The sequence below is a fragment of the Actinopolyspora biskrensis genome (assembly GCF_013408175.1).
Classification (GTDB): domain Bacteria; phylum Actinomycetota; class Actinomycetes; order Mycobacteriales; family Pseudonocardiaceae; genus Actinopolyspora; species Actinopolyspora biskrensis.
Window position 1 is genome coordinate 424,307 of sequence record NZ_JACBYW010000004.1, and the last position, 18,521, is coordinate 442,827.

Here is an 18,521-nt window from a genome sequence, read left to right on the forward strand (position 1 = left end):
GACGCGCGGGTGGCCGGGCAGCCCGCACGCGAGTCGGTGTCCCGGGAGCCTCGGAGGGCCCCGAGCAGCGGCCCGTAGGTGGCTACTCGATGTCGGGCACCCGGAGCGAGCGCCCGCGAGAGGTTCCGCCGAGTAACCACCTACGCAGCAGCAGCGGTGAGCTCTGACTAGCTCACCGGTTCGACGATCTGATCGCGCGCTTCCGGTGCCGCGACCCGCGTGGCGTCGGCGGCCTGGTCGTCGGGCTGGTCCTGCGATTCGCGTTCGGCCCGCACGCGCTCGGAGTACCTCTCGACCTCGTTGGCGATGCGCTGCTCGTCCCAGCCCAGCTGTTCGCCGACCAGTCGTGCGACCTGGTCGGCGCAGTCGACACCTCGGTGGGGGTACTCGAACGAGATCCGGGTGCGCCTGGTCAGGACGTCCTCCAGGTGCAGCGCCGCCTCGTTCCGGACCGCGTAGACCACCTCGGCCTTGAGGTAGTTGGGCGCTTCGTCGATGGGCTTCAGGAGTTCGGGGTTCTCGTCGCCGAGCGCGAGCACCTCGTGCACCATCGATCCGTAGCGGTCGAGCAGGTGCCTGACCCGGTAGGGGTGCAGGCCGTGCGCGGCGGCCAGCTGGTCGGCCTGGTTGACCAGCGCGTGGTAACCGTCCGCACCGAGCAACGGCACCTTGTCAGTGATGGACGAGGCCATGCGCCCCGAGATGTCGTTGCTGACCGCGTCCACCGCGTCCTTGGCCATCACCCGGTAGGTGGTGTACTTGCCGCCCGCGATCGCGATCATCCCGGGGGCGACCCGCGCCACCGCGTGCTCCCTGGAGAGCTTCGAGGTGTCGTCGTTCTCCCCGGCCAGCAGTGGCCGCAGTCCGGCGTAGACACCTTCGATGTCGGAGTGCTGCAGCGGCGTCGCGAGCACGGTGTTGACGTGGTCGAGTATGTAGTCGATGTCCTTCTTGGTCGCCGCGGGGTGGGCGAGGTCGAGGTACCAGTCGGTGTCGGTGGTCCCGATGATCCAGTGATTGCCCCACGGGATGACGAACAGCACGGACTTCTCGGTGCGCAGGATCATGCCGCTGTCCGCGACGATGCGGTCGCGCGGCACGACCACGTGCACGCCCTTGCTCGCGCGCACGCGGAAGCGGCCGCGGCCTCCGGACAGCCGTTGCAGTTCGTCGGTCCAGACTCCGGTGGCGTTGATCACCGTCTGGGCGCGGACCTCGGTTTCCCTGCCGTCCTCGACGTCGCGGAGCCGCGCACCCGCGATCCTGTCGGCCTCGTGGACGAAGTCGACCACCTGGGTCGAGGTGCGCACCACGGCCCCGTAGCGGGCCGCGGTGCGGGCGACGGTCATGGTGTGCCTGGCGTCGTCGGCCTGTGCGTCGTAGTAGCGCACCGCGCCGATCATGGCGTCGCGTTTGAGAGCGGGCACCATTCGCTGCGCCCCCGCGCGGGTCAGGTGCTTCTGACCGGGGACGGAACGTGCCCCGCCCATGCGGTCGTAGAGCAGCAGCCCGGCCGCGGTGTAGGGGCGCTCCCAGATCCTGTGGGTCAGCGGGTAGAGGAAGCTCACCGGTTTGACCAGGTGCGGGGCGAGCCGGTTGAGCATCAGCTCACGCTCGTGCAGCGCCTCGCGGACCAGCGAGAACTCGAGCTGTTCCAGGTAGCGCAGCCCTCCGTGGAAGAGCTTGCTCGAACGGCTGGAGGTTCCGGCCGCCAGGTCGCGCGCCTCGACCAGCGCCACGCGTAGACCGCGCGTGGCAGCGTCCAGCGCGACTCCGGCCCCGGTGATGCCGCCGCCTACGACGACGACGTCGAACTCCTCCTCACCGAGGCGTCGCCAGTTCTCCTCGTGTTCCTCCGGGCCGAGTTTGGCCTGCCGCTCGGCGGTTCCCGGTTTGTCACTGGACACTTGTGTCCTCCTCGCTCGTTTCGCAGCCCAACCGCCGACGGCGGAACGCCTCCCCGCGAGTACATCCGACAGCGGTCATGATGCCGGATGAGCACGCGATGCGCGTGGTGTGCGACAGGCGGTTCGCCGGTGCCCGGAAGCCGGATCAGCCGGAGCGTCGCACCGTGGCCCCTCTGTCACGCAGCGCTTCGACCTCGGTCTCCGGCGTCCTCGAATCGACGATCACCGTGTCGAAGTGCTCCGCGGGCGCGACCGCGTGGAGTGCGCGTCTGCGGAACTTGGTGTGGTCGACGTAGAGCACACGGCGGCTTGCCGAGGCGAGCATGGCCTTTTTGAGCTGCACCATTTCCTGTTGCGGGTAGAAACAGACACCGTCGGTGACGGCGGAGACGGACATGATCGCGAGGTCTACTCGCATTCCGCGGAGCGCATCCAGCGCCATGCCGCCGACGAAGGCGTCCGCCCAGGGCAGGAAGTCGCCTCCGACGCAGATCAGGTGGATTCCCTGCTGTCCCGCGAGCTCCCCGAACACGCCGCGGTGGTTGGTCACCACGGTCAGCGGAGCCCGGTCCGGCAGCAGTCCGGCCAGGTACACCCCGGTGGTCGAGTCGTCGAGCATCAGGGCCTGGCCCGGCTCGACCAGCTCGACGGCCGCCTTGGCCAGTTCGGTCTTCTCCGCCTCGTTCTGCTGCATCCGGTACTCGGAAGCCGCTTCGTACAGCAGGGAGGAAGCGGCCGAGACGCAACCCCTGTTGCGATGTACCAGCCCCTGGGACTCCAGCTCGGCCAGATCCCGGTAGACGGTCATCGCGCTGGCTTCCACGGTCGCGATCAGGTCGTCGATGCGCAGGGTTCCTTCGGCCATGACCAACTCGGTGATCTTGCGCCTGCGGTCCTGCTGTCGTCCGGACGGGCGCCTGCCCTGCGTGGCCATCGTCATTCCTCTCGCGCCACTCCGGTTATACGGACAGGTGTCATCATCCCCCGCCTCCGAAGTGTCCGTCCGCTGTGCGGGCCGGCTCGCGTGATTCGGTGAGTCGTCCCGGACGCGTCAAGTAAACCACCTGAACCGATAAAAACATCAAGCTGGGGTTATTGCAATGTTTATTTTCACAGGTCTAGTGTGACCCAATCTTCAACTGGCAGACATGCGAAGTCTCATGCGGAGGTGGTATCGGCTATGCGGTGGCACACGACACACGGAACTCCCCCTGGATGGGCACCGATGCCCGCGGGCCGGCCTGACACGGGAGGTCCGCGATGACTGCGGGAGCGATCTTCGTCTTCGAGCTGCTCGGCACGGCCACGCTCACCCTGCTCGGCTGCGGTGTCGTCGCGAACGTGACCCTGAGCCGGACCCTCGGGAACAACGGTGGTTGGCTGCTGGTCAACTTCGGCTGGGGTTTCGCGGTCTTCGCGGGTGCGAGCATCGCCGCCCCGACGGGCGCCCACATCAACCCCGCCGTGACCATCGGGATGGCCGTGAACGGCCAGCTCGAGTGGTCCCAGGTGCCGATCTACCTCTCGGCGCAGGTCATCGGCGGTCTGCTCGGTGCGGTCGTCTGCTGGATGGCCTACAAGCTGCAGTTCGACACGCACGACGACCCGGCGAACACGCTCGGGATCTTCGCCACGGGGCCCACCGTCCGCAACGGCACGTGGAACCTCGTCACGGAGATCATCGGAACCTTCGTGCTGGTGTTCTGGATCCTGCTCAGCCCGGGGGCCTCCACCGGGGCGAACGGGATACCCGATTTCGGCAACGCCGCTCTCGGCTACGCAGGCGTGGCGTTCATCGTGATCGGTATCGGGAGCTCGCTCGGCGGGCCGACGGGATACGCGATCAACCCGGCGCGCGACCTCGGGCCGCGCATCGCCTACGCCTTGTTACCGATCCGGGGCAAGGGCACCGCCGACTGGGGGTACGCCTGGGTGCCGATCGTCGGCCCGATCCTCGGCGGCGCACTCGCCGGTGCGCTCGCGCTGGCACTGCCCGCCACCTGAAACCCGGCGGGTATGTTCTGCCCGCTGGTCGTGTAGCGGGCATTCTCGAAACGGACACCCCGTATCCGTCCAACGAACGTGCGGATTGGAAGGTAGCGAACATGGGTTCCTACATCGCATCCATCGATCAGGGGACCACCTCGACCCGGTGCATCATCTTCAACCACTCGGGCCAGGTGGTCTCGGTCGATCAGGTCGAACACCAGCAGATCCTGCCCAAGGCGGGGTGGGTCGAGCACGACCCGATGGAGATCTGGACCAACACCAGGCAGGTCTGCGCGGGGGCGCTCGCCAAGGCCGACCTGGTGCTGTCCGAGGTGGCGGCGGTCGGCATCACGAACCAGCGGGAGACCACGGTGGTGTGGGACCGCAAGACCGGCGAGCCCGTGTACAACGCGATCGTGTGGCAGGACACCCGCACCGACGAGATCGTCAGCGAGCTCGCCCGGGGCGAGGGAGGGCAGAGCCGCTACCAGTCCAAGACCGGACTTCCGCTGGCGACCTACTTCTCCGGACCCAAGATCCGCTGGATCCTGGACAATGTGGACGGAGCGCGGGAGAGGGCCGAGCGCGGTGAGCTGATGTTCGGCACCATGGACACCTGGGTGCTGTGGAACTCCACCGGCGGCACCGACGGCGGGCTGCACGTCACGGACCCGACCAACGCCTCCCGCACCATGCTGATGGACCTGCGCACCCTGACCTGGGACGAGGACATCTGCGCCGAGTTCGGCATCCCCGTGTCGATGCTGCCCGAGATCCGCTCCTCCTCCGAGATATACGGTTACTTCAGGCAGCGCGGCGTGCTCGGTGGCCTGCCGATCTCGGGCATCCTCGGCGACCAGCAGGCCGCGACCTTCGGGCAGGCGTGCCTGACCCCCGGGGAGGCCAAGAACACCTACGGCACGGGCAACTTCCTGCTGCTCAACACGGGAACCGAGCCGGTGCTCAGCCAGAACGGCCTGGTCACCACGGTCGGCTACAAGATCGACGATCAGCCGACCGTGTACTGCCTGGAAGGCTCCATCGCCGTTACCGGTTCGCTCGTGCAGTGGCTGCGGGACAACCTCGGTCTGATCGGCAGCGCACCCGAGGTCGAGCAGGTGGCCTCAGAGGTCGAGGACAACGGCGGTGCCTACTTCGTCCCGGCCTTCTCCGGGCTGTTCGCCCCGCACTGGCGCGCGGACGCGCGAGGGGTGATCGCGGGGCTGACCAGGTTCGTCAACAGGGGCCACCTGGCACGCGCCGTGCTGGAGTCGACGGCCTTCCAGACCCGCGAGGTCGCCGAGGCGATGAACGCGGACTCCGGGGTGGACCTGAAGGCGCTCAAGGTGGACGGCGGCATGGTCAACAACGAGTTGTTGATGCAGTTCCAGTCCGACATCCTCGGCGTTTCGGTGATCCGCCCCACGGTCAACGAGACCACGGCGTTGGGCGCGGCCTACGCGGCCGGTCTCGCGGTCGGTTTCTGGGCCGGGGAGAAGGACATCCGCGCGAACTGGGCCGAGGACAAGGTCTGGGAACCGAAGATGTCCGAGCAGGCGCGCGAACAGCAGTACCACGAGTGGCAGAAGGCCGTGACCAAGACCTTCGGCTGGGTCGAGTAGGAGACCGGCGGGAGCGCCCCGGTCTCCACGACGCGAGGGGCCGGGGCACCGTGCCTCCGCCGAGGCAGCGGAGCGCCCCCGCCCTCCCCGGAGCGGTACGTTTCGCGCGAAACTGTCGCTCCGGAACGCTTCCGGAGGTACGTTTCGCGCGAAACTGTAGGAACCGGGTGCGGTGGAGCACCCCTGCGAGGTGGGACGGGCATGGAAGAGAAGCGATCGGTGGACTTCTCCCGAGGTCCGAACACGGTGTGCTTCACCTGTGGCGGCTTCCGCAAGGTCAGCGAACCGCGGCTGTACATGATCCAGGCCACCGAGGACACCAGGGCGGGGATGACGCTCGGTGAGTGGCGGGACTGCCCGGACTGCCGTGCGGGCGGACTGCTGCCCGGGATCAGACCGCCGGTCTAAGGGAGTGCACGGATTTGGTCTGCGTGGGTGGTTCCGTGGCGGGACCTCAGTCGGCGCCCGGCTCCGGGTGCCCGACATCGAGTAGCCATCTACGCCACGTCGGGCCGTCCTCGCCGGGCACTCGACTGAGAACCCGCGGCGGTGCCGACTGCTCGGGCTCGAAAGCGCTCACATTGAACGGATCCCCTTGGCCGAGAACTCCGGGGAGTTCCCGGCGGGAGCGCGGCGCCGGGCGGCGGCTCCACATCGCCCCCGCCCGGCGGTGAGTCACATGGGAAGCGCGGAAGCCCGCCACGCGTTGGGGCCGGGACGCAGCGGCCTGCGCCCGCCCGGGTAGCGCAGCGCGGCCGCCCGGTCCGCCCACATCGACATGCGGGAGGGGCGTTCCGGCGGCGCGGAGCCCGCCCCCGCCAGTCCGACGAGGGTCGCCGTCAGCGCGGCGACTTCGGCCTCGTCCGGGTTGCCCCGTTCCACCCGCAGCATCGGCGCCTGCGCGTCCGTCTCCGCGGAGACCGCGGAGTCCGTCGCCTCGTAGCCGGAACCACTGTCGTCTTGCATCGTCTACCTCCGTACGGCGGGGCCGCCCCTGGAAGGACTCCTCGCCTCGGTCGTCGAACCGCCGAGGCGGTCGCGGCGAACACCCTCGCCCCCGTGCCCGGGCGTCCCCGGGCACGGCCACCGCGCTCGCCTCCGGAACGCGGTGGCCCGGGCCGGTCGGCGGTGCCCGGTGACCCGAACTTCTCGGGCGGGCCGGGTCACAGCGGGATGTTGCCGTGTTTCTTCGCGGGGAGCGACTCCTTCTTGTTGCGCAGCATCCGCAGCGAGCGCGCCAGGTGCCCCCGCGTGTGCGACGGGGGGATGACCGAGTCCACGTACCCGCGTTCCGCGGAGACGTAGGGGTTGCACAGCGTGTCCTCGTACTCCTGCTGGAGTCCGGCCCGCACCGCCTCGACGTCGTCGCCGCGCTCGGCGGCTTCGGACAGCTGACGCCGGTAGAGGATGTTGGTCGCCCCCTGCGCTCCCATGACCGCGATCTGGGCGGTGGGCCAGGCGAGGTTGATGTCGGCTCCGAGGTGCTTGGAGCCCATCACGTCGTAGGCGCCGCCGTAGGCCTTGCGGGTGATCACCGTGGCCAGCGGCACGGTGGCCTCGGCGTAGGCGTAGAGCAGCTTGGCCCCGTGCCGGATGATCCCGTTCCACTCCTGGTCGGTGCCGGGCAGGAAGCCCGGGACGTCGACGAAGGTCACCACGGGGACGTTGAACGAGTCGCAGGTGCGGACGAACCGGGCCGCCTTGTCGCTGGCGTCGATGTCCAGGGTCCCGGCCAGCTGGGTCGGCTGGTTGGCGACGATGCCGACGCTGTGCCCCTCGATCCGTCCGTAGCCGACCACGATGTTCGGCGCGAACATCCGGGAGACCTCGCAGAACTCGCCGTCGTCCAGCACCCGGTTGATGACCTCGTGGATGTCGTAGGGCTGGTTCGGCGAGTCGGGGATCAGGGTGTCCAGCTCCCGGTCGGCCTCGGTGAGCCCCTCGGACACGGATCCCTGCTCGGCCGGGGCGTCCAGCACCGGCGGCTCGGCGAGGTTGTTCGAGGGCAGGAAGGACAGCAGCTCCTGCACGTAGGAGATGGCGTCCTGCTCGTCGGAGGCCATGTAGTGCGCGTTGCCGGACCTGGAGTTGTGCGAGTGCGCACCACCGAGTTCCTCGAAGCTGACGTCCTCACCGGTGACGGTTTTGATCACGTCGGGCCCGGTGATGAACATGTGCGAGGTCTCGTTGACCATGACCGTGAAGTCGGTGATCGCGGGCGAGTACACCGCGCCGCCCGCGCAGGGCCCCATGATCAGCGAGATCTGCGGGATTACCCCGGAAGCGTGCGTGTTGCGCTTGAAGATCTCCGCGTAGAGCCCCAGCGCGACGACGCCCTCCTGGATGCGCGCTCCCCCGGAGTCGTTGATGCCGATCAGCGGGCATCCCGTTTTGAGCGCCAGGTCCATGACCTTGACGATCTTCTCGCCGAACACCTCGCCGAGCGAACCACCGAAAACGGTGAAGTCCTGCGAGAACACGCACACCTGACGGCCGTCCACGGTGCCGTAACCGGTCACCACCCCGTCGCCGTACGGGCGGGAGGAGTCCATGCCGAAGTTCGTCGAACGGTGCCTGGCGTGCTCGTCCAGCTCGATGAACGATCCCTCGTCCAGCAGCATGTCGATCCGCTCGCGCGCGGTTCGCTTGCCCTTGGCGTGCTGCTTTTCCACCGCGCGTTCGGAACCTGCGTGTACTGCGTCGAAGTTCCGCTGGTACAGATCGGCCAGCTTTCCGGCCGTGGTGTGGATGTCCGGCTCGCCGGTGGGTGGCTCACCGATCGGTTCGGTCGCACTGCTCATGCCAGGCAGCCTAGCCACGCCTCGCGAAAGACCACGAACAGGTGGCCGGTGACTCGCGTCACTCCGCGGTTCGTGGTCGAACCCCGCGCGGGTGGTCGAGTGCGGGAGGGAGGTGACCCGGTGGGCGGCGTGCGCGCACCGCATAGCCTGGGCGCATGAGCACCCCGCCCCCGTTGGACCTCGAGACCCTGCGCGCGCGCCTGGTCGGGAACGGTCCGTACAGCGCCCTCGATGTGGTGACCGTTACCGGGTCGACGAACACCGATCTGATCGCCGCGGCCAACGCGGGCTCGGCGGACCGGACCGTGCTGGTCGCGGAGGAGCAGCAGGCGGGGCGGGGGCGGATGCGGAGGTCCTGGGTCTCGCCGCGCCACTACGGCCTGCACGTGAGTGTGCTGCTCCGCCCCGTGGTGACCGCGCGTTCGGCGCTGTCGTGGATACCGCTGCTCGCGGGGACGGCGCTGAGCGAGACGGTGCGCGAGGAAACCGGCCTGGAGGCAGTGCTGAAGTGGCCCAACGACATGCTGCTCGGCAGCGAGCGCAAGGCGGCGGGGATCCTGGCCGACGTGGTGTCCACTCTGGACGGCATGGCCGTGGTGCTCGGTATCGGGGTCAACGTGCACCACGACGCCGCCGACCTTCCCGCCGGCGCCGGTGGTCTGCCTGCCACCTCCTTGGCGGCGGAGGGGGCGAAGGTGGATCGGGGGGATCTGCTGGCCCGGTTGCTGGAACGGCTCTCCGAGACGGAGGAGCAGTGGCGCAGCGGCGACCCCGGCACCGAGGTGGATTCCCGGCTGTTGGAGCGGTACCGGAACCTGTGCACGACGCTCGGCAGGCGTGTGCGGGTGGAGTTCGGCGGTGGCCGGGTTCTGGAGGGAACGGCTCGCGACATAGACGAGCACGGAAGGCTCGTGGTGCGCGGACGGGACGGGAAGCGGACTCCCGTCTCGGCGGGTGACGTGGTCCATCTGCGGTCGGCCGAGCGGTGAGCCTCGTCCGCGCGGGTGCGCGGGCGAGTGGGGAGGGCGAGTACCGGTACGGTGATCGATGCTCGCGGCTGAACCGAAGGGGGTAATCCATGGCCTACCCTGACGATCTTCTCGGCGAGGGTGAGCACGTGCTGCTGCACCGGCATCCGCACTGGAGGATGCTGGTCCGGCCCTTCGTCGTGCTGCTCGTCGTCGGTGTCGGCGGCGGATACCTCGCCGTGCTCGCCGCCTCCGGCCCGTGGCGGACCACGCTGTGGGGCGCGCTCGGGGTGATCGGCGGAGTGCTGTTGATCTGGTTGGTTCTGACTCCCCTGCTGCGCTGGTGGACGACCCATTTCGTCGTCACCACTCAGCGGCTGATGGTCCGCGAGGGCGTGATCACCCGTTCGGGGGTGCACATCCCGGTGGACAGGATCAACAGTGTCCGATCCCGCCGCGGTCTGCTCGACCGCTTGCTGGGGAGCGGGACGTTGATCGTCGAGTCGGCCTCGGACGAGCCGCTGGAGTTCGACGACATATCCGACGTCGACCGGGTGCAGTCGCTGCTCTACGGCACGCTCGACGAGGACTCGGAAGGGGGACACCCCGCCGGTTGAGCTGTCGGGACGATGGTCGTCGACCACCGATGGAAGGAAATTTGTGATGGGTGTGCGCGAGATCGGGCTGCCGGAAGTGACACGCTCGCCGGAAAGTCCGGAACTTCCGGAGAAGGTGACGATCTGGGAGGTCGGTCCCCGGGACGGTCTGCAGAACGAGAGCGGGGCCGTTCCCACGGCGGTGAAGCTCGAATTCATCAACCGGCTCAACGCCGCGGGGCTGCCGGTCGTCGAGACCACGAGCTTCGTTCACCCGAAGTGGGTCCCGCAGTTGTCCGACGCCGCCGAGGTCGTCGACGGGCTGGCACGCAAACCGGGAGTGCGCTACCCGGTGCTGGTACCCAACGAACGCGGCCTGGAACGGGCGCTGAGCTCGGGGGTCGAGGACGTGGCGATCTTCGCCTCGGCCACGGAGAGCTTCGCCGAGCGCAACCTCAACAGCCGCTTCGACGACCAGTTCGCCATGTTCCGGCCCGTGGTGCGCAAGGCCGTGGAGGCGGGAGTCCGGGTGCGTGGCTACCTCTCCATGGTCTTCGGCGACCCGTGGGAGGGCCAGGTCTCCGTGGACCGGGTGGTTTCCGCGGGCAGGCGGCTGCTGGAGATGGGATGTGACCGGCTCTCGCTCGGCGACACCATCGGAGTGGCCACACCGGGCCAGGTGGAGGCGGTGCTGCGTGCCTTCCGCGCCGCCGATGTCCCGGTCGGACGGATCGGGGTGCACTTCCACGACACCTACGGGCAGGCGCTGGCCAACACCTACGCGGCGCTGCGCATGGGGGTGAGCACCGTCGACTCCTCCGCGGGAGGGCTCGGCGGGTGCCCCTACGCGGGTTCGGCCACCGGGAACCTCGCGACCGAGGACCTGGTGTGGATGCTGCAGGGCCTGGGAATCGAGCACGGGGTGGACCTGAAGATGCTGGTCGACGCCAGCACTTGGATGGAGGAGCAGCTCGGCAAACCCAGCCCCTCGGCGGTGGTGAAGGCGCTGGCGCGGTGACGACGGCGGAGTGGGCGCCCTTCCCCGAAGCCGCGGCTCGCACGGCCCGGGGCGGGCCGTTGCTGCTGTGGGAGTGCCGGAGCCCGTGGCTGGCGGTTTCCTCGGCCGTGTACGGGGGCGGGCTGGGCGTGCGCCACTGGGTGCTCAACGCCACCGTGCCCAGCGGGTACGACCGTGCGGACCCCGAGGGGCACGTCGCCGAGCTCGCGGAGGAGCTGGAGCTGACCGGCCAGGGGAGCGGATTGTTGACCGCCGTGGACGTGGGCCACGCGGTCACCGCCACCGACTCCGGGGTGCGGGCGAGTGTGACCACCGGGGTGGGCTACCCGGTCTGGGCCGCCCACGAGCGGGCGCGTACCGAACACCTCGTCCGGCACGTTCCCGGGACCATAAACGCGGTGTGCTTCTCGCCGGTTCGCCTGAAGGAGTCGGCTCTGGTGAACCTCGTGGCCACGGTGGCCGAGGCCAAGGCGCAGGCGCTGTCGGAAGCGGGCGTTCCGGGAACGGGGACCTGCACGGACGCTACCGTGGTGCTGTGTCCCGTCGACGGTGAACCGGAGCCGTACGGCGGACCCCGCTCCGTGATCGGCGCCCCGCTCGCCCGTGCCGTGCGCAGTGCGGTGATCGCGGGACTGCGAGTTCGGGACCCCCGCGGCCGGTGAGGCCTTCCGGTCCGGCGGTGGGCCGCGTGCCCGCGGGACGGAACCGTTCCGGACCTCGGAACGTCCGAGGCTCGCGAGCACCTCTGCCGGGGCCCGGGCGTTTCCCGTCGTGCGCGCACGGCGGGGGAGGAGAGCGGAAGGAAGGTGAGTGTCCGTGGCCGTCGAAGACAGGGCGCGGGTCGAGGAGCTGGTCGCCGAATACCGGCGCAGTCGCGAGCGGACTTCCGCGCTGCGGGGCGAGTTGGAGTCCATGGAGGAAACGGTCACCAGTGAACGCGGGGCCGTCTCGGTGACCGTCGGCTCCGGGGGCTCGCTCCGGGACCTGCGACTGTCCGAACAGGCCTACCAACAGCACCGTCCGGCGGAGTTGGCCGAGCTCATCGTGCGGCTTTCCGGGACAGCCGCGGACAGGGTGGCCCGGCGGGCGGAGGCGGCCGTGACCGAAGTGCTGCCCGCAGGGGCCGATCCGGCGGCGTTGTGCGGTGGGCGGCGGACCGGGGCGGGCGAGGAGTTCCCGCGGAGTTCGCCTCCGACCGGGTCGGAGGAGGGCTCGCCGGCGGAGACCGACGAGGAGGAAGAGGAGCCGTACGAACGGCGCGGCTGGTTGCGGAGCTGGGGATCCGAGGAACGAGGTGGGCGATGAGCGGATTTCGTGGTGATCCCCGGCGACTCACCGAGCAGGCCGATGCTTTCGGCGAACACGCGGCGGACGCGGAGCGGGCCGTGGCGAAGCTGCGCGACGCGCTCGAGAGCGCCCGGGACTGCTGGGGCGCCGACGAGGTCGGCGAGCGGTTCGCCGCACTGCACCTTCCCGGGGTGGAACGGGCACTGACGGCTCTCGACGAGCTGCCCGCGCGTCTCGGAGAGTTGGGAACGAAGTTCTCGGAGACCGCGGAAACCTACCGCCGGGCCGACGACGCCGCCGTCGAGCGGGTGGACGGTGTCGACGGCGGTCAGCGTGAACGGGAGTGAGTCGGTTGGGAATCGAACTGCCCGCGGAGCTGCGGGACGTCGCCCGGCGCACCGGAACCCACTGGCCGGAGGCGGACGAGGACGCGATGCGTGCCGCGGCGCGGGCCTGGCGCGACGCGGCGGACTCCGTCGGCGGGCTCGCGCGTGCTTCCGACGCGTCCGCGCAGCGGGCGCTCGTCGCGGTCGAGGGGGAGACGGGTCGGGCGGCCCGGCGCGAGTGGGACGGGTTCATCGACCCGGAGTCCGGGCACCTGCCGGTTTGCGTGCGCGAGTGCACGGCGGCCGCCGACCGGTTGGAGCACGCCGCCGCGCAGGTGGGAGCGGCCAAGGTCAGGATAGTTCGGGAGCTGGTCACGCTGGCCAAGCAGCTCGACGTGGCCGAGTCCGCGGTAGCGACCGGGAACCGGGTGTCCGGAGCGGAGTCGGAGACTCTCGTCCGGGCCACGGCCGCCAACGTGGCCGAACTCGATCGCACCCTGGTCACGGCGGTGGACAGTGGATCGGGCGTCACGGTGGAGGCGGTGGATTCCCCGGTGTCCGGTATCGCGTCCTCCGGGGAGCGGCTGTCTCCGGCAGGGGCGGCGCCGGAACTTTCCGGGGAGGACCCGGATCCCGCCTCGTCCGGTGTTCCCGAGGTCCCCGGCGTTTCGGACGTTGTTTCGGACGTTTCCGGGGCCGTGGACCGTGAGAGCCCGGTTCCCCCGGGGGAGCGACCGTCCGGTTCCGAGGAGTCCGGAGAGGACACGAGCATCGCGGAGAAGCTGTTCACCCGGCAGAACCCGGAAACGGTCCCGGACCCGTCCGAGCCGGTCGAACCAGCCGCGCCGGACCTCGCCCCCGGCGAGCACACCGGCAGCGGACCGCCCGACCGGGAGTCGACGGGGCCGGTCTCGGCCGAGGCGATCCGGAGGGCGGACGAAACCGCACGGGGCGCTGTCGCGGCCACGTCCGGCACCGGGCCGATCCCCGGTGCCGGGAGTGGGGAGCGCGCACCGGCAGCGGACGGGGGCGGTGGCACGGGTGCGGCCGGGCGGGATCCGGCAACCGCCCCGCAGGCCGTGCACCAGGCCTGGGCGGCCTCTCCGGGAGGCGAGGGGCAGGCCTTTCCGCAGGCGGCGGGACCAGGTGGTTCCGCCGGACCGCTTTCCCAGGCGCAACAGCCCGGTCCGGCCGCTCAGCACGCGCGCCCGGAGCAGCCTCCCCTCGGCGGCGCCCGGCCGCAGCAGACCGGTGCCCCTCCCCCGGGGACGGGGCACCCCGGAGCGGGGCGGCCTCCGGTTGCCGGGGGCAACCCGGGGCACGGCGGAGTGGCCCCACCGGGAGGTTCCGCACAACCTCCTCGCGGATTCGGCGGGACGCCGTACCCCGGTGCGGCTCAGCCGGGGAATCCACCGGGGAATCCACCGGCACGCGGCGCTCCTCCCGGAGCGGCAGGCGGAGCGGGGGCCCCGCAGCCACCCGCGCAGCCCCCGCCGCAACAACCCTCCCAGCAGCAGCCCGGGGACGGCAGACGTCCACTGCGGAACAACGAGCGGGACTCGGCCGTGGTCGCCTTCGTGCTGCACCAGTTCCCCATCGGACACATGCCGGTGTCCAGCGGACGCCCGAGCGAGCAGTGGTCCGGCACGGGCGGGACCGCGGAGCCGGAGCCGGTGGGTTTCCCGCCGTGCGATCACCCGAGTTCCCACCTCGCCGAACGGGCGATGTTCGCTCGGGGGGACGAGCACCTCGCGGGGATCGGACGGGACTCCGGAACGGAGCCGGAAGCGACGACGCACCCGATCCCGGAGCGACTGCTGGAGGGCTACGATCCGCTCGGGACGGACCCGGGGCTGAGCGAGTACGAATGGGAGCTCCGCTACGGCTCGCGGGGCACTTCGGACACCGGTGGGCACTACGACTGGCCCGCGCGGCACGGCTGCCCCGACAACGGGGTCGAGGCCGGGGAGCCCGTGGTGCTGGAGCCGGGAACCGTGCTCGACCGCCTCGGGGACGAGCACGGCAGAGTGCTCGCCCCGGAGGGCACTTCTTTCGCCGCCCGTGCGCTGCCTCCGGAGTTCCGGCTGCGTCCCTACCGGCGCTACCGCGTCGCCCGAGCGCTTCCGGTGTGGCGGGGGCTGTCCGTTTCCTGGTTCGAACAGCCGGGAGGTGGTGTGCGGTACCGTGCCACCCACCCCGTCGTCGAACTGGTCGCCTCCGGAACGCTGCTCGAACTCGACGGCGCACAGGAACCCGCCGAACGGGCCACCGAGGAGAGCACCGTGCGGCTCCGCCTCGAAACCGAGGTGGTGGAGGTGACGGAGGGCGACTCGGCGGAGGAACCGAATCGGGAGACCGGATGAACACCGAATCGTTGACGGGCTGGCTGGAGTCGATGGGAGTGCCGCCCCAGGTGGTGTCTCTCGGGGCCGAGGCCGACGACGCGTGGTGCCTGCTGCGCACCGACTCCGAGGGGCAGCAGGTTTGGGACGTCTTCTGGCGCGAGCAGGGGAACCGCTACGACTGGGCGCGGTTCACCTCCGAGCAGGTGGCCTGCTTCTACCTGTTCGGGCGGTTGACCTGGACCCAGGCGCTGCGCGGAGCGGTGGGCCAGCTCGACACCGGCAGCACCCCTCCGAAGGGGTTCCGGATGCCGGACGCGTCCGGTTCCTGACCGGAGGGGGTCCGAGCGGGGCCCGTGGCTGCCCGACGTCGGGTCCCGGCGGAGCGAAGCCCGCGGGAGGTTCCGCCGCGGAACCGCCCGCGACGCGGGGAGACGGAGAACGTCGGTCAGCCGCCCAGCAGCTCCAGTGCTTTACGGTGAACGGTGCCGTTCGAGGACAGAGCCTCGCCCCCGTCGAAGCGCCGTCGCCCGGACAGGTCCGTGAGGCTGCCTCCGGCCTCCTCGACGAGGACCTGGACAGCGGCGAGGTCCCACTCGTTCGCCAGCGGTTCGGCGGCCAGGTCGATCGCTCCTTCGGCGACCAGGCAGTGCTGCCAGAAGTCCCCGAAGGCGCGGCTTTCCCAGCAGGCGTCCACCAGCCGCAGGTATTCGGCCCGCAGCTCCCGCTCCGTCCAGCTGCCCAGGTGGGTGGTGGACAAGTAGGAGTCGGCGAGTTCGGAGACCTCGGAGACGTTGATCCGCTCCGCCGGGCCGTCCGCTCCGATCCGCCGGTAGGCGCCTCCGCCGGCGGAGGCCCACCAGCGACGGTGCAGGGCCGGAGCGCTGACGACCCCCACGACCGGCGAGCCGTCCTCGACGAGCGCTGTCAGGGTCGCCCAGACGGGCAAACCGCGCAGGAAGTTCTTGGTCCCGTCGATCGGGTCGAGGATCCAGAAACGTCCCCTGGTTAGGTCCCCGCCGCGTTCCTCGCCGACGACGAGGTCGTCCGGGCGGTGCTCGGCCAGTTCCGCCCGCACCGTGTCCTCGACCGCCAGGTCCGCGTCGGTCACGGGGGTCCGGTCGGGTTTGCTGCTTATCCGCAGGTCCGTGGAACGGAAGCGTGCGTTGGTGATTTCGTCCGCGCGGTCGGACAGCCGGTGGGCCAGATCCAGGTCAGGTGTGCTCACAGCAGTACTCTAGAACTCGCGGCGGTGCTTTGCGTGGGTGGTTGCTTAGCCGTCACGTGAGTCGGCGCCTCGCTGTGTCGGGCCGCTCTCGAGTGGCGGCCTACGCGGCGAGCGACCCGGCCGTGCGATGCATCGGCTCGCGCCCCGGAGCTCCTCCTCTTGCGCGGGCTCAGAGCACCTACGTCGGGCGGAGTCCTTTGTCAGGAGTTCCCGGTGGGAGTTCGGCTCGTTCGGGGAGCCCGTCGTGTGCGCTCTCGGGCGGATGGGACAAAACCACCAGCAGCTCGACGTCCCCGAGTGCATCTAGGCTGGGACGGGTGAGCGTAGTGCTGCTGGCCGAGGACGATCCAGCCATCGCGATGCCGTTGTCCAGGGCTCTGCAACGGGAGGGGTATTCGGTCCAGGTGCTCGAGGACGGCAACGCGACGTTGGATGAGACGTGCTCGGGAAGTGTCGATCTGCTGGTACTGGATCTCGGGCTGCCCGGGATGGACGGTTTGGAGGTCTGTCGTCGTCTCCGTGCCCAGGGGAGGGGGACTCCTGTGCTGATGCTCACGGCGCGGACCGACGAGGTCGACTTCGTGGTCGGGCTGGACGCGGGCGCCGACGATTACGTCGCCAAGCCCTTCCGCCTCGCGGAGCTTATGGCCCGGATTCGCGCGTTGCTGCGGCGCGGAGCCCCCGAAACCCTGGAGGCGGGCGGTGTCCGGTTGGAGCTGACCGCACGACGTGTGCTCGTGGACGATCACGAGGTGCAGCTCGCCAACAAGGAGTTCGAGCTGTTGCGCGTGCTGATGTGGCACGCGGGGGAGGTCGTCACCAGGGAGCGGATCCTGCAGCAGGTGTGGCCGGAGCCCAGCCGGAAGGGCAGCAAGACCCTGGACATGCACATCTCGTGGTTACGCCGCAAGCTCGGCGACGGCCACTACCGTACGGCCGAGCAGCGGATATCGACGGTGCGCGGGGTCGGTTTCCGCTTCAACATCGACTGAATCGGTTTCGGGGGCCTTTCGAATGCGCAGGCGGCTGCTGCAGGCGACCTTGCTCGCCGTCGCGGTCACGGCGTTCGTGCTCGGGATACCGCTCGCCGTCAGCGCCTTGAAGCTGGTCGAGGACATAAAGCGCGGCGACCTGTCCGGTAGGGCCCAGCAGGTCGCCACCCGGTTGGACGAGCAGATCGCCGCGGGCGATCCCATAGATCTCACCAACGTCCGGCTGGTGGTGCCCAACGACGCCAGGTTGACGGTGCGGGTGCGGGACCGCGAGTACACCTACGGGACGGACCCGGGCGAGAACCCGCTCGTCGAGAAGGTCTCGATGGTGCGCAGCGGCACCGTGCGGCTGGCGCTGCCCAGCGGCCCGGTGCGTACCCAGCAGGTCCAGGTGGCCGGTGGCGTGCTGCTGTTGGCGGTGCTCTCGGCCGCCGCGGGCGGTTTCGTCGCGATTCTCACCGCGCGCAGGCTCGCCGAGCCGCTGCGACATGTGGCCGATCGGGCGAACCGGTTGGGAGCGGGCGATTTCCGGCCCGACCCCAGGCGGCACGGAGTGCCCGAGCTGGATCGGGTGGCCGACGCGCTGGATGCCTCCGGAGCCGCTCTGTCGCAGCTCATGCAGCGGGAACGCGAACTGGTCGGGGACGTCTCGCACCAGTTGCGCAGCAGGCTGACCGCTCTGCAGCTGCGCTTGGAGGCGTTGACCGAAACGGGCGACCCCGAGACGGCGGAGGAGGCCGGGGCCGCTCTGGAGCAGGCGGAACGTCTTTCCGGAGTGCTGGACGACCTGCTCGCGGCCGCCACGGCGGCGCGTGCCCGGGACGCCGAGCCACTGGACGTTTCGGCCGAGCTGGCCGACGTCTCCGAGGAGTGGCGCGAGCAGTTCCGCGCCGAGGGGCGGACCCTGCGACTGCGCATCGAGGACGGTCTGCTGGCGCGGGCGACTCCGGCGCGGCTGCGGGAGGCCATCGGGGTGCTGCTGGACAACGCGCTGCGGCACGGTGAGGGGACCGTTTCCCTGAGCGCTCGGTACGGCAGCGGGACGGTGCTCGTGCAGGTGGGGGACAGCGGCAGCGGGGTGCCCGACCAGCTGGTGCCGCACGTTTTCGCCCGCGGGTTCTCCGGTGGTGGTTCCACCGGGGTGGGGCTGGCACTGGCCCGTGCGCTCGTCGAGGCGGACGGGGGGCGTTTGGAGCTCAGCTCGGCGCGGCCCGCGACGTTCGAGGTCTATCTGCCCGTGGCCAGGGCCGACGACGTGCTGGGTGTTCCGTGGCGGACCGATTCGACGCCGCGTTGAGTCGCGGCGGTGCCGCTGGTTCGAGTCGTGCGGTCCCGGAAGCCGTGAGGGACTCGCCTGCCGAGTCGACGCATCCGGGCGGGGACCGCTGGTGGTCGGCCCCTTGAACGGCCGGTGATCCTGCTGAGTCCTCGGAGGCCGAGCACTT

Annotated in this window: 18 protein-coding genes; 13 read left to right on the forward strand and 5 right to left on the reverse strand. The window is 70.2% G+C overall.

Annotated features, from left to right (window positions below; translation table 11 throughout):
- Nucleotides 1–167 precede the first annotated feature (167 nt).
- Both glpD and FHR84_RS13035 read right to left on the reverse strand, forming a co-directional pair.
- Nucleotides 168–1,907: a glycerol-3-phosphate dehydrogenase gene (gene glpD / locus FHR84_RS13030; protein WP_179535748.1), complete on the reverse strand. Its 1,740-nt coding sequence runs from the start codon at nt 1,905–1,907 to the stop codon at nt 168–170.
- Between the two features lie 145 nt (nt 1,908–2,052).
- Nucleotides 2,053–2,841, reverse strand: coding sequence for a DeoR/GlpR family DNA-binding transcription regulator (locus tag FHR84_RS13035; RefSeq protein ID WP_246300512.1), 789 nt, complete (start codon nt 2,839–2,841; stop codon nt 2,053–2,055).
- A gap of 326 nt (nt 2,842–3,167) precedes the next feature.
- On the opposite strand from FHR84_RS13035, the gene FHR84_RS13040 reads away from it, so the two are divergent.
- From FHR84_RS13040 to FHR84_RS13050, 3 genes are all read left to right on the forward strand, one after another.
- A complete protein-coding gene (locus FHR84_RS13040; RefSeq protein WP_179535750.1) occupies nt 3,168–3,911 on the forward strand; it encodes an MIP/aquaporin family protein in 744 nt (247 codons plus the stop codon).
- Between the two features lie 101 nt (nt 3,912–4,012).
- Nucleotides 4,013–5,518 carry a glycerol kinase GlpK gene (gene glpK / locus FHR84_RS13045; protein ID WP_179535751.1) on the forward strand — a complete coding sequence of 502 codons (1,506 nt, stop codon included), beginning with the start codon at nt 4,013–4,015 and terminating at the stop codon, nt 5,516–5,518.
- Nucleotides 5,519–5,719: 201 nt separating this feature from the next.
- Nucleotides 5,720–5,926 (forward strand): hypothetical protein, encoded by a 207-nt coding sequence (locus FHR84_RS13050; protein ID WP_179535752.1) that lies wholly within the window; start codon nt 5,720–5,722, stop codon nt 5,924–5,926.
- Nucleotides 5,927–6,193: 267 nt separating this feature from the next.
- On the opposite strand, the gene FHR84_RS13055 is transcribed toward FHR84_RS13050, so the two are convergent.
- Together FHR84_RS13055 and FHR84_RS13060 are read right to left on the reverse strand one after the other, a co-directional pair.
- Nucleotides 6,194–6,484, reverse strand: a complete 291-nt coding sequence (locus FHR84_RS13055; protein ID WP_179535753.1) for an acyl-CoA carboxylase subunit epsilon — start codon at nt 6,482–6,484, stop codon at nt 6,194–6,196.
- A gap of 197 nt (nt 6,485–6,681) precedes the next feature.
- Nucleotides 6,682–8,319 (reverse strand): acyl-CoA carboxylase subunit beta, encoded by a 1,638-nt coding sequence (locus tag FHR84_RS13060; protein ID WP_179535754.1) that lies wholly within the window; start codon nt 8,317–8,319, stop codon nt 6,682–6,684.
- A 155-nt stretch (nt 8,320–8,474) separates the two neighbouring features.
- Between FHR84_RS13060 and FHR84_RS13065 the strand changes: the two genes are divergently transcribed.
- From FHR84_RS13065 to FHR84_RS13100, 8 genes are all read left to right on the forward strand, one after another.
- Nucleotides 8,475–9,308: a biotin--[acetyl-CoA-carboxylase] ligase gene (locus FHR84_RS13065; RefSeq protein WP_179535755.1), complete on the forward strand. Its 834-nt coding sequence runs from the start codon at nt 8,475–8,477 to the stop codon at nt 9,306–9,308.
- A gap of 89 nt (nt 9,309–9,397) precedes the next feature.
- Entirely contained in the window at nt 9,398–9,904 is a 507-nt protein-coding gene (locus tag FHR84_RS13070) for a PH domain-containing protein (protein ID WP_179535756.1), read from the forward strand.
- 46 nt (nt 9,905–9,950) lie between these two features.
- Nucleotides 9,951–10,901, forward strand: coding sequence for a hydroxymethylglutaryl-CoA lyase (locus FHR84_RS13075; protein ID WP_179535757.1), 951 nt, complete (start codon nt 9,951–9,953; stop codon nt 10,899–10,901).
- Nucleotides 10,898–11,563: an adenosylcobinamide amidohydrolase gene (locus tag FHR84_RS13080; protein ID WP_179535758.1), complete on the forward strand. Its 666-nt coding sequence runs from the start codon at nt 10,898–10,900 to the stop codon at nt 11,561–11,563. The genes FHR84_RS13075 and FHR84_RS13080 overlap by 4 nt, the downstream gene beginning before the upstream one ends.
- Nucleotides 11,564–11,717: 154 nt before the next feature.
- A complete protein-coding gene (locus FHR84_RS13085) occupies nt 11,718–12,206 on the forward strand; it encodes a YbaB/EbfC family nucleoid-associated protein (RefSeq protein ID WP_343075262.1) in 489 nt (162 codons plus the stop codon).
- Entirely contained in the window at nt 12,203–12,535 is a 333-nt protein-coding gene (locus tag FHR84_RS13090; protein WP_179535760.1) for a WXG100 family type VII secretion target, read from the forward strand. Before FHR84_RS13085 ends, FHR84_RS13090 begins: the two co-directional genes overlap by 4 nt.
- On the forward strand, nt 12,532–14,877 hold the full coding sequence (locus FHR84_RS13095; RefSeq protein ID WP_179535761.1) for a glycohydrolase toxin TNT-related protein: 2,346 nt from the start codon (nt 12,532–12,534) through the stop codon (nt 14,875–14,877). The genes FHR84_RS13090 and FHR84_RS13095 overlap by 4 nt, the downstream gene beginning before the upstream one ends.
- Nucleotides 14,874–15,188, forward strand: coding sequence for a hypothetical protein (locus FHR84_RS13100; protein ID WP_179535762.1), 315 nt, complete (start codon nt 14,874–14,876; stop codon nt 15,186–15,188). The genes FHR84_RS13095 and FHR84_RS13100 overlap by 4 nt, the downstream gene beginning before the upstream one ends.
- Nucleotides 15,189–15,304: 116 nt before the next feature.
- Here the strand turns inward: FHR84_RS13100 and FHR84_RS13105 are convergent, their stop codons facing one another.
- A complete protein-coding gene (locus tag FHR84_RS13105; protein ID WP_179535763.1) occupies nt 15,305–16,084 on the reverse strand; it encodes an inositol monophosphatase family protein in 780 nt (259 codons plus the stop codon).
- A 317-nt stretch (nt 16,085–16,401) separates the two neighbouring features.
- Here FHR84_RS13105 and FHR84_RS13110 point away from each other — a divergent pair, with 317 nt between their 5' ends.
- Together FHR84_RS13110 and FHR84_RS13115 are read left to right on the forward strand one after the other, a co-directional pair.
- Nucleotides 16,402–17,076: a response regulator gene (locus FHR84_RS13110; RefSeq protein ID WP_179535764.1), complete on the forward strand. Its 675-nt coding sequence runs from the start codon at nt 16,402–16,404 to the stop codon at nt 17,074–17,076.
- Between the two features lie 22 nt (nt 17,077–17,098).
- Entirely contained in the window at nt 17,099–18,373 is a 1,275-nt protein-coding gene (locus tag FHR84_RS13115) for an ATP-binding protein (protein ID WP_179535765.1), read from the forward strand.
- Nucleotides 18,374–18,521: the final 148 nt, after the last annotated feature.

Excerpts from the sequence above, each read along its gene's own strand:
- FHR84_RS13090 (WP_179535760.1), top strand. The coding sequence starts at position 12,203 with ATGAGCGGATTTCGTGGTGATCCCCGGCGACTCACCGAGCAGGCCGAT.
- FHR84_RS13055 (WP_179535753.1), bottom strand. The coding sequence starts at position 6,484 with ATGCAAGACGACAGTGGTTCCGGCTACGAGGCGACGGACTCCGCGGTC.
- FHR84_RS13065 (WP_179535755.1), top strand. The coding sequence starts at position 8,475 with ATGAGCACCCCGCCCCCGTTGGACCTCGAGACCCTGCGCGCGCGCCTG.
- FHR84_RS13050 (WP_179535752.1), top strand. The coding sequence starts at position 5,720 with ATGGAAGAGAAGCGATCGGTGGACTTCTCCCGAGGTCCGAACACGGTG.
- FHR84_RS13100 (WP_179535762.1), top strand. The coding sequence starts at position 14,874 with ATGAACACCGAATCGTTGACGGGCTGGCTGGAGTCGATGGGAGTGCCG.
- FHR84_RS13035 (WP_246300512.1), bottom strand. The coding sequence starts at position 2,841 with ATGGCCACGCAGGGCAGGCGCCCGTCCGGACGACAGCAGGACCGCAGG.
- FHR84_RS13075 (WP_179535757.1), top strand. The coding sequence starts at position 9,951 with ATGGGTGTGCGCGAGATCGGGCTGCCGGAAGTGACACGCTCGCCGGAA.
- FHR84_RS13070 (WP_179535756.1), top strand. The coding sequence starts at position 9,398 with ATGGCCTACCCTGACGATCTTCTCGGCGAGGGTGAGCACGTGCTGCTG.
- FHR84_RS13040 (WP_179535750.1), top strand. The coding sequence starts at position 3,168 with ATGACTGCGGGAGCGATCTTCGTCTTCGAGCTGCTCGGCACGGCCACG.
- FHR84_RS13060 (WP_179535754.1), bottom strand. The coding sequence starts at position 8,319 with ATGAGCAGTGCGACCGAACCGATCGGTGAGCCACCCACCGGCGAGCCG.
- glpK (WP_179535751.1), top strand. The coding sequence starts at position 4,013 with ATGGGTTCCTACATCGCATCCATCGATCAGGGGACCACCTCGACCCGG.
- FHR84_RS13115 (WP_179535765.1), top strand. The coding sequence starts at position 17,099 with ATGCGCAGGCGGCTGCTGCAGGCGACCTTGCTCGCCGTCGCGGTCACG.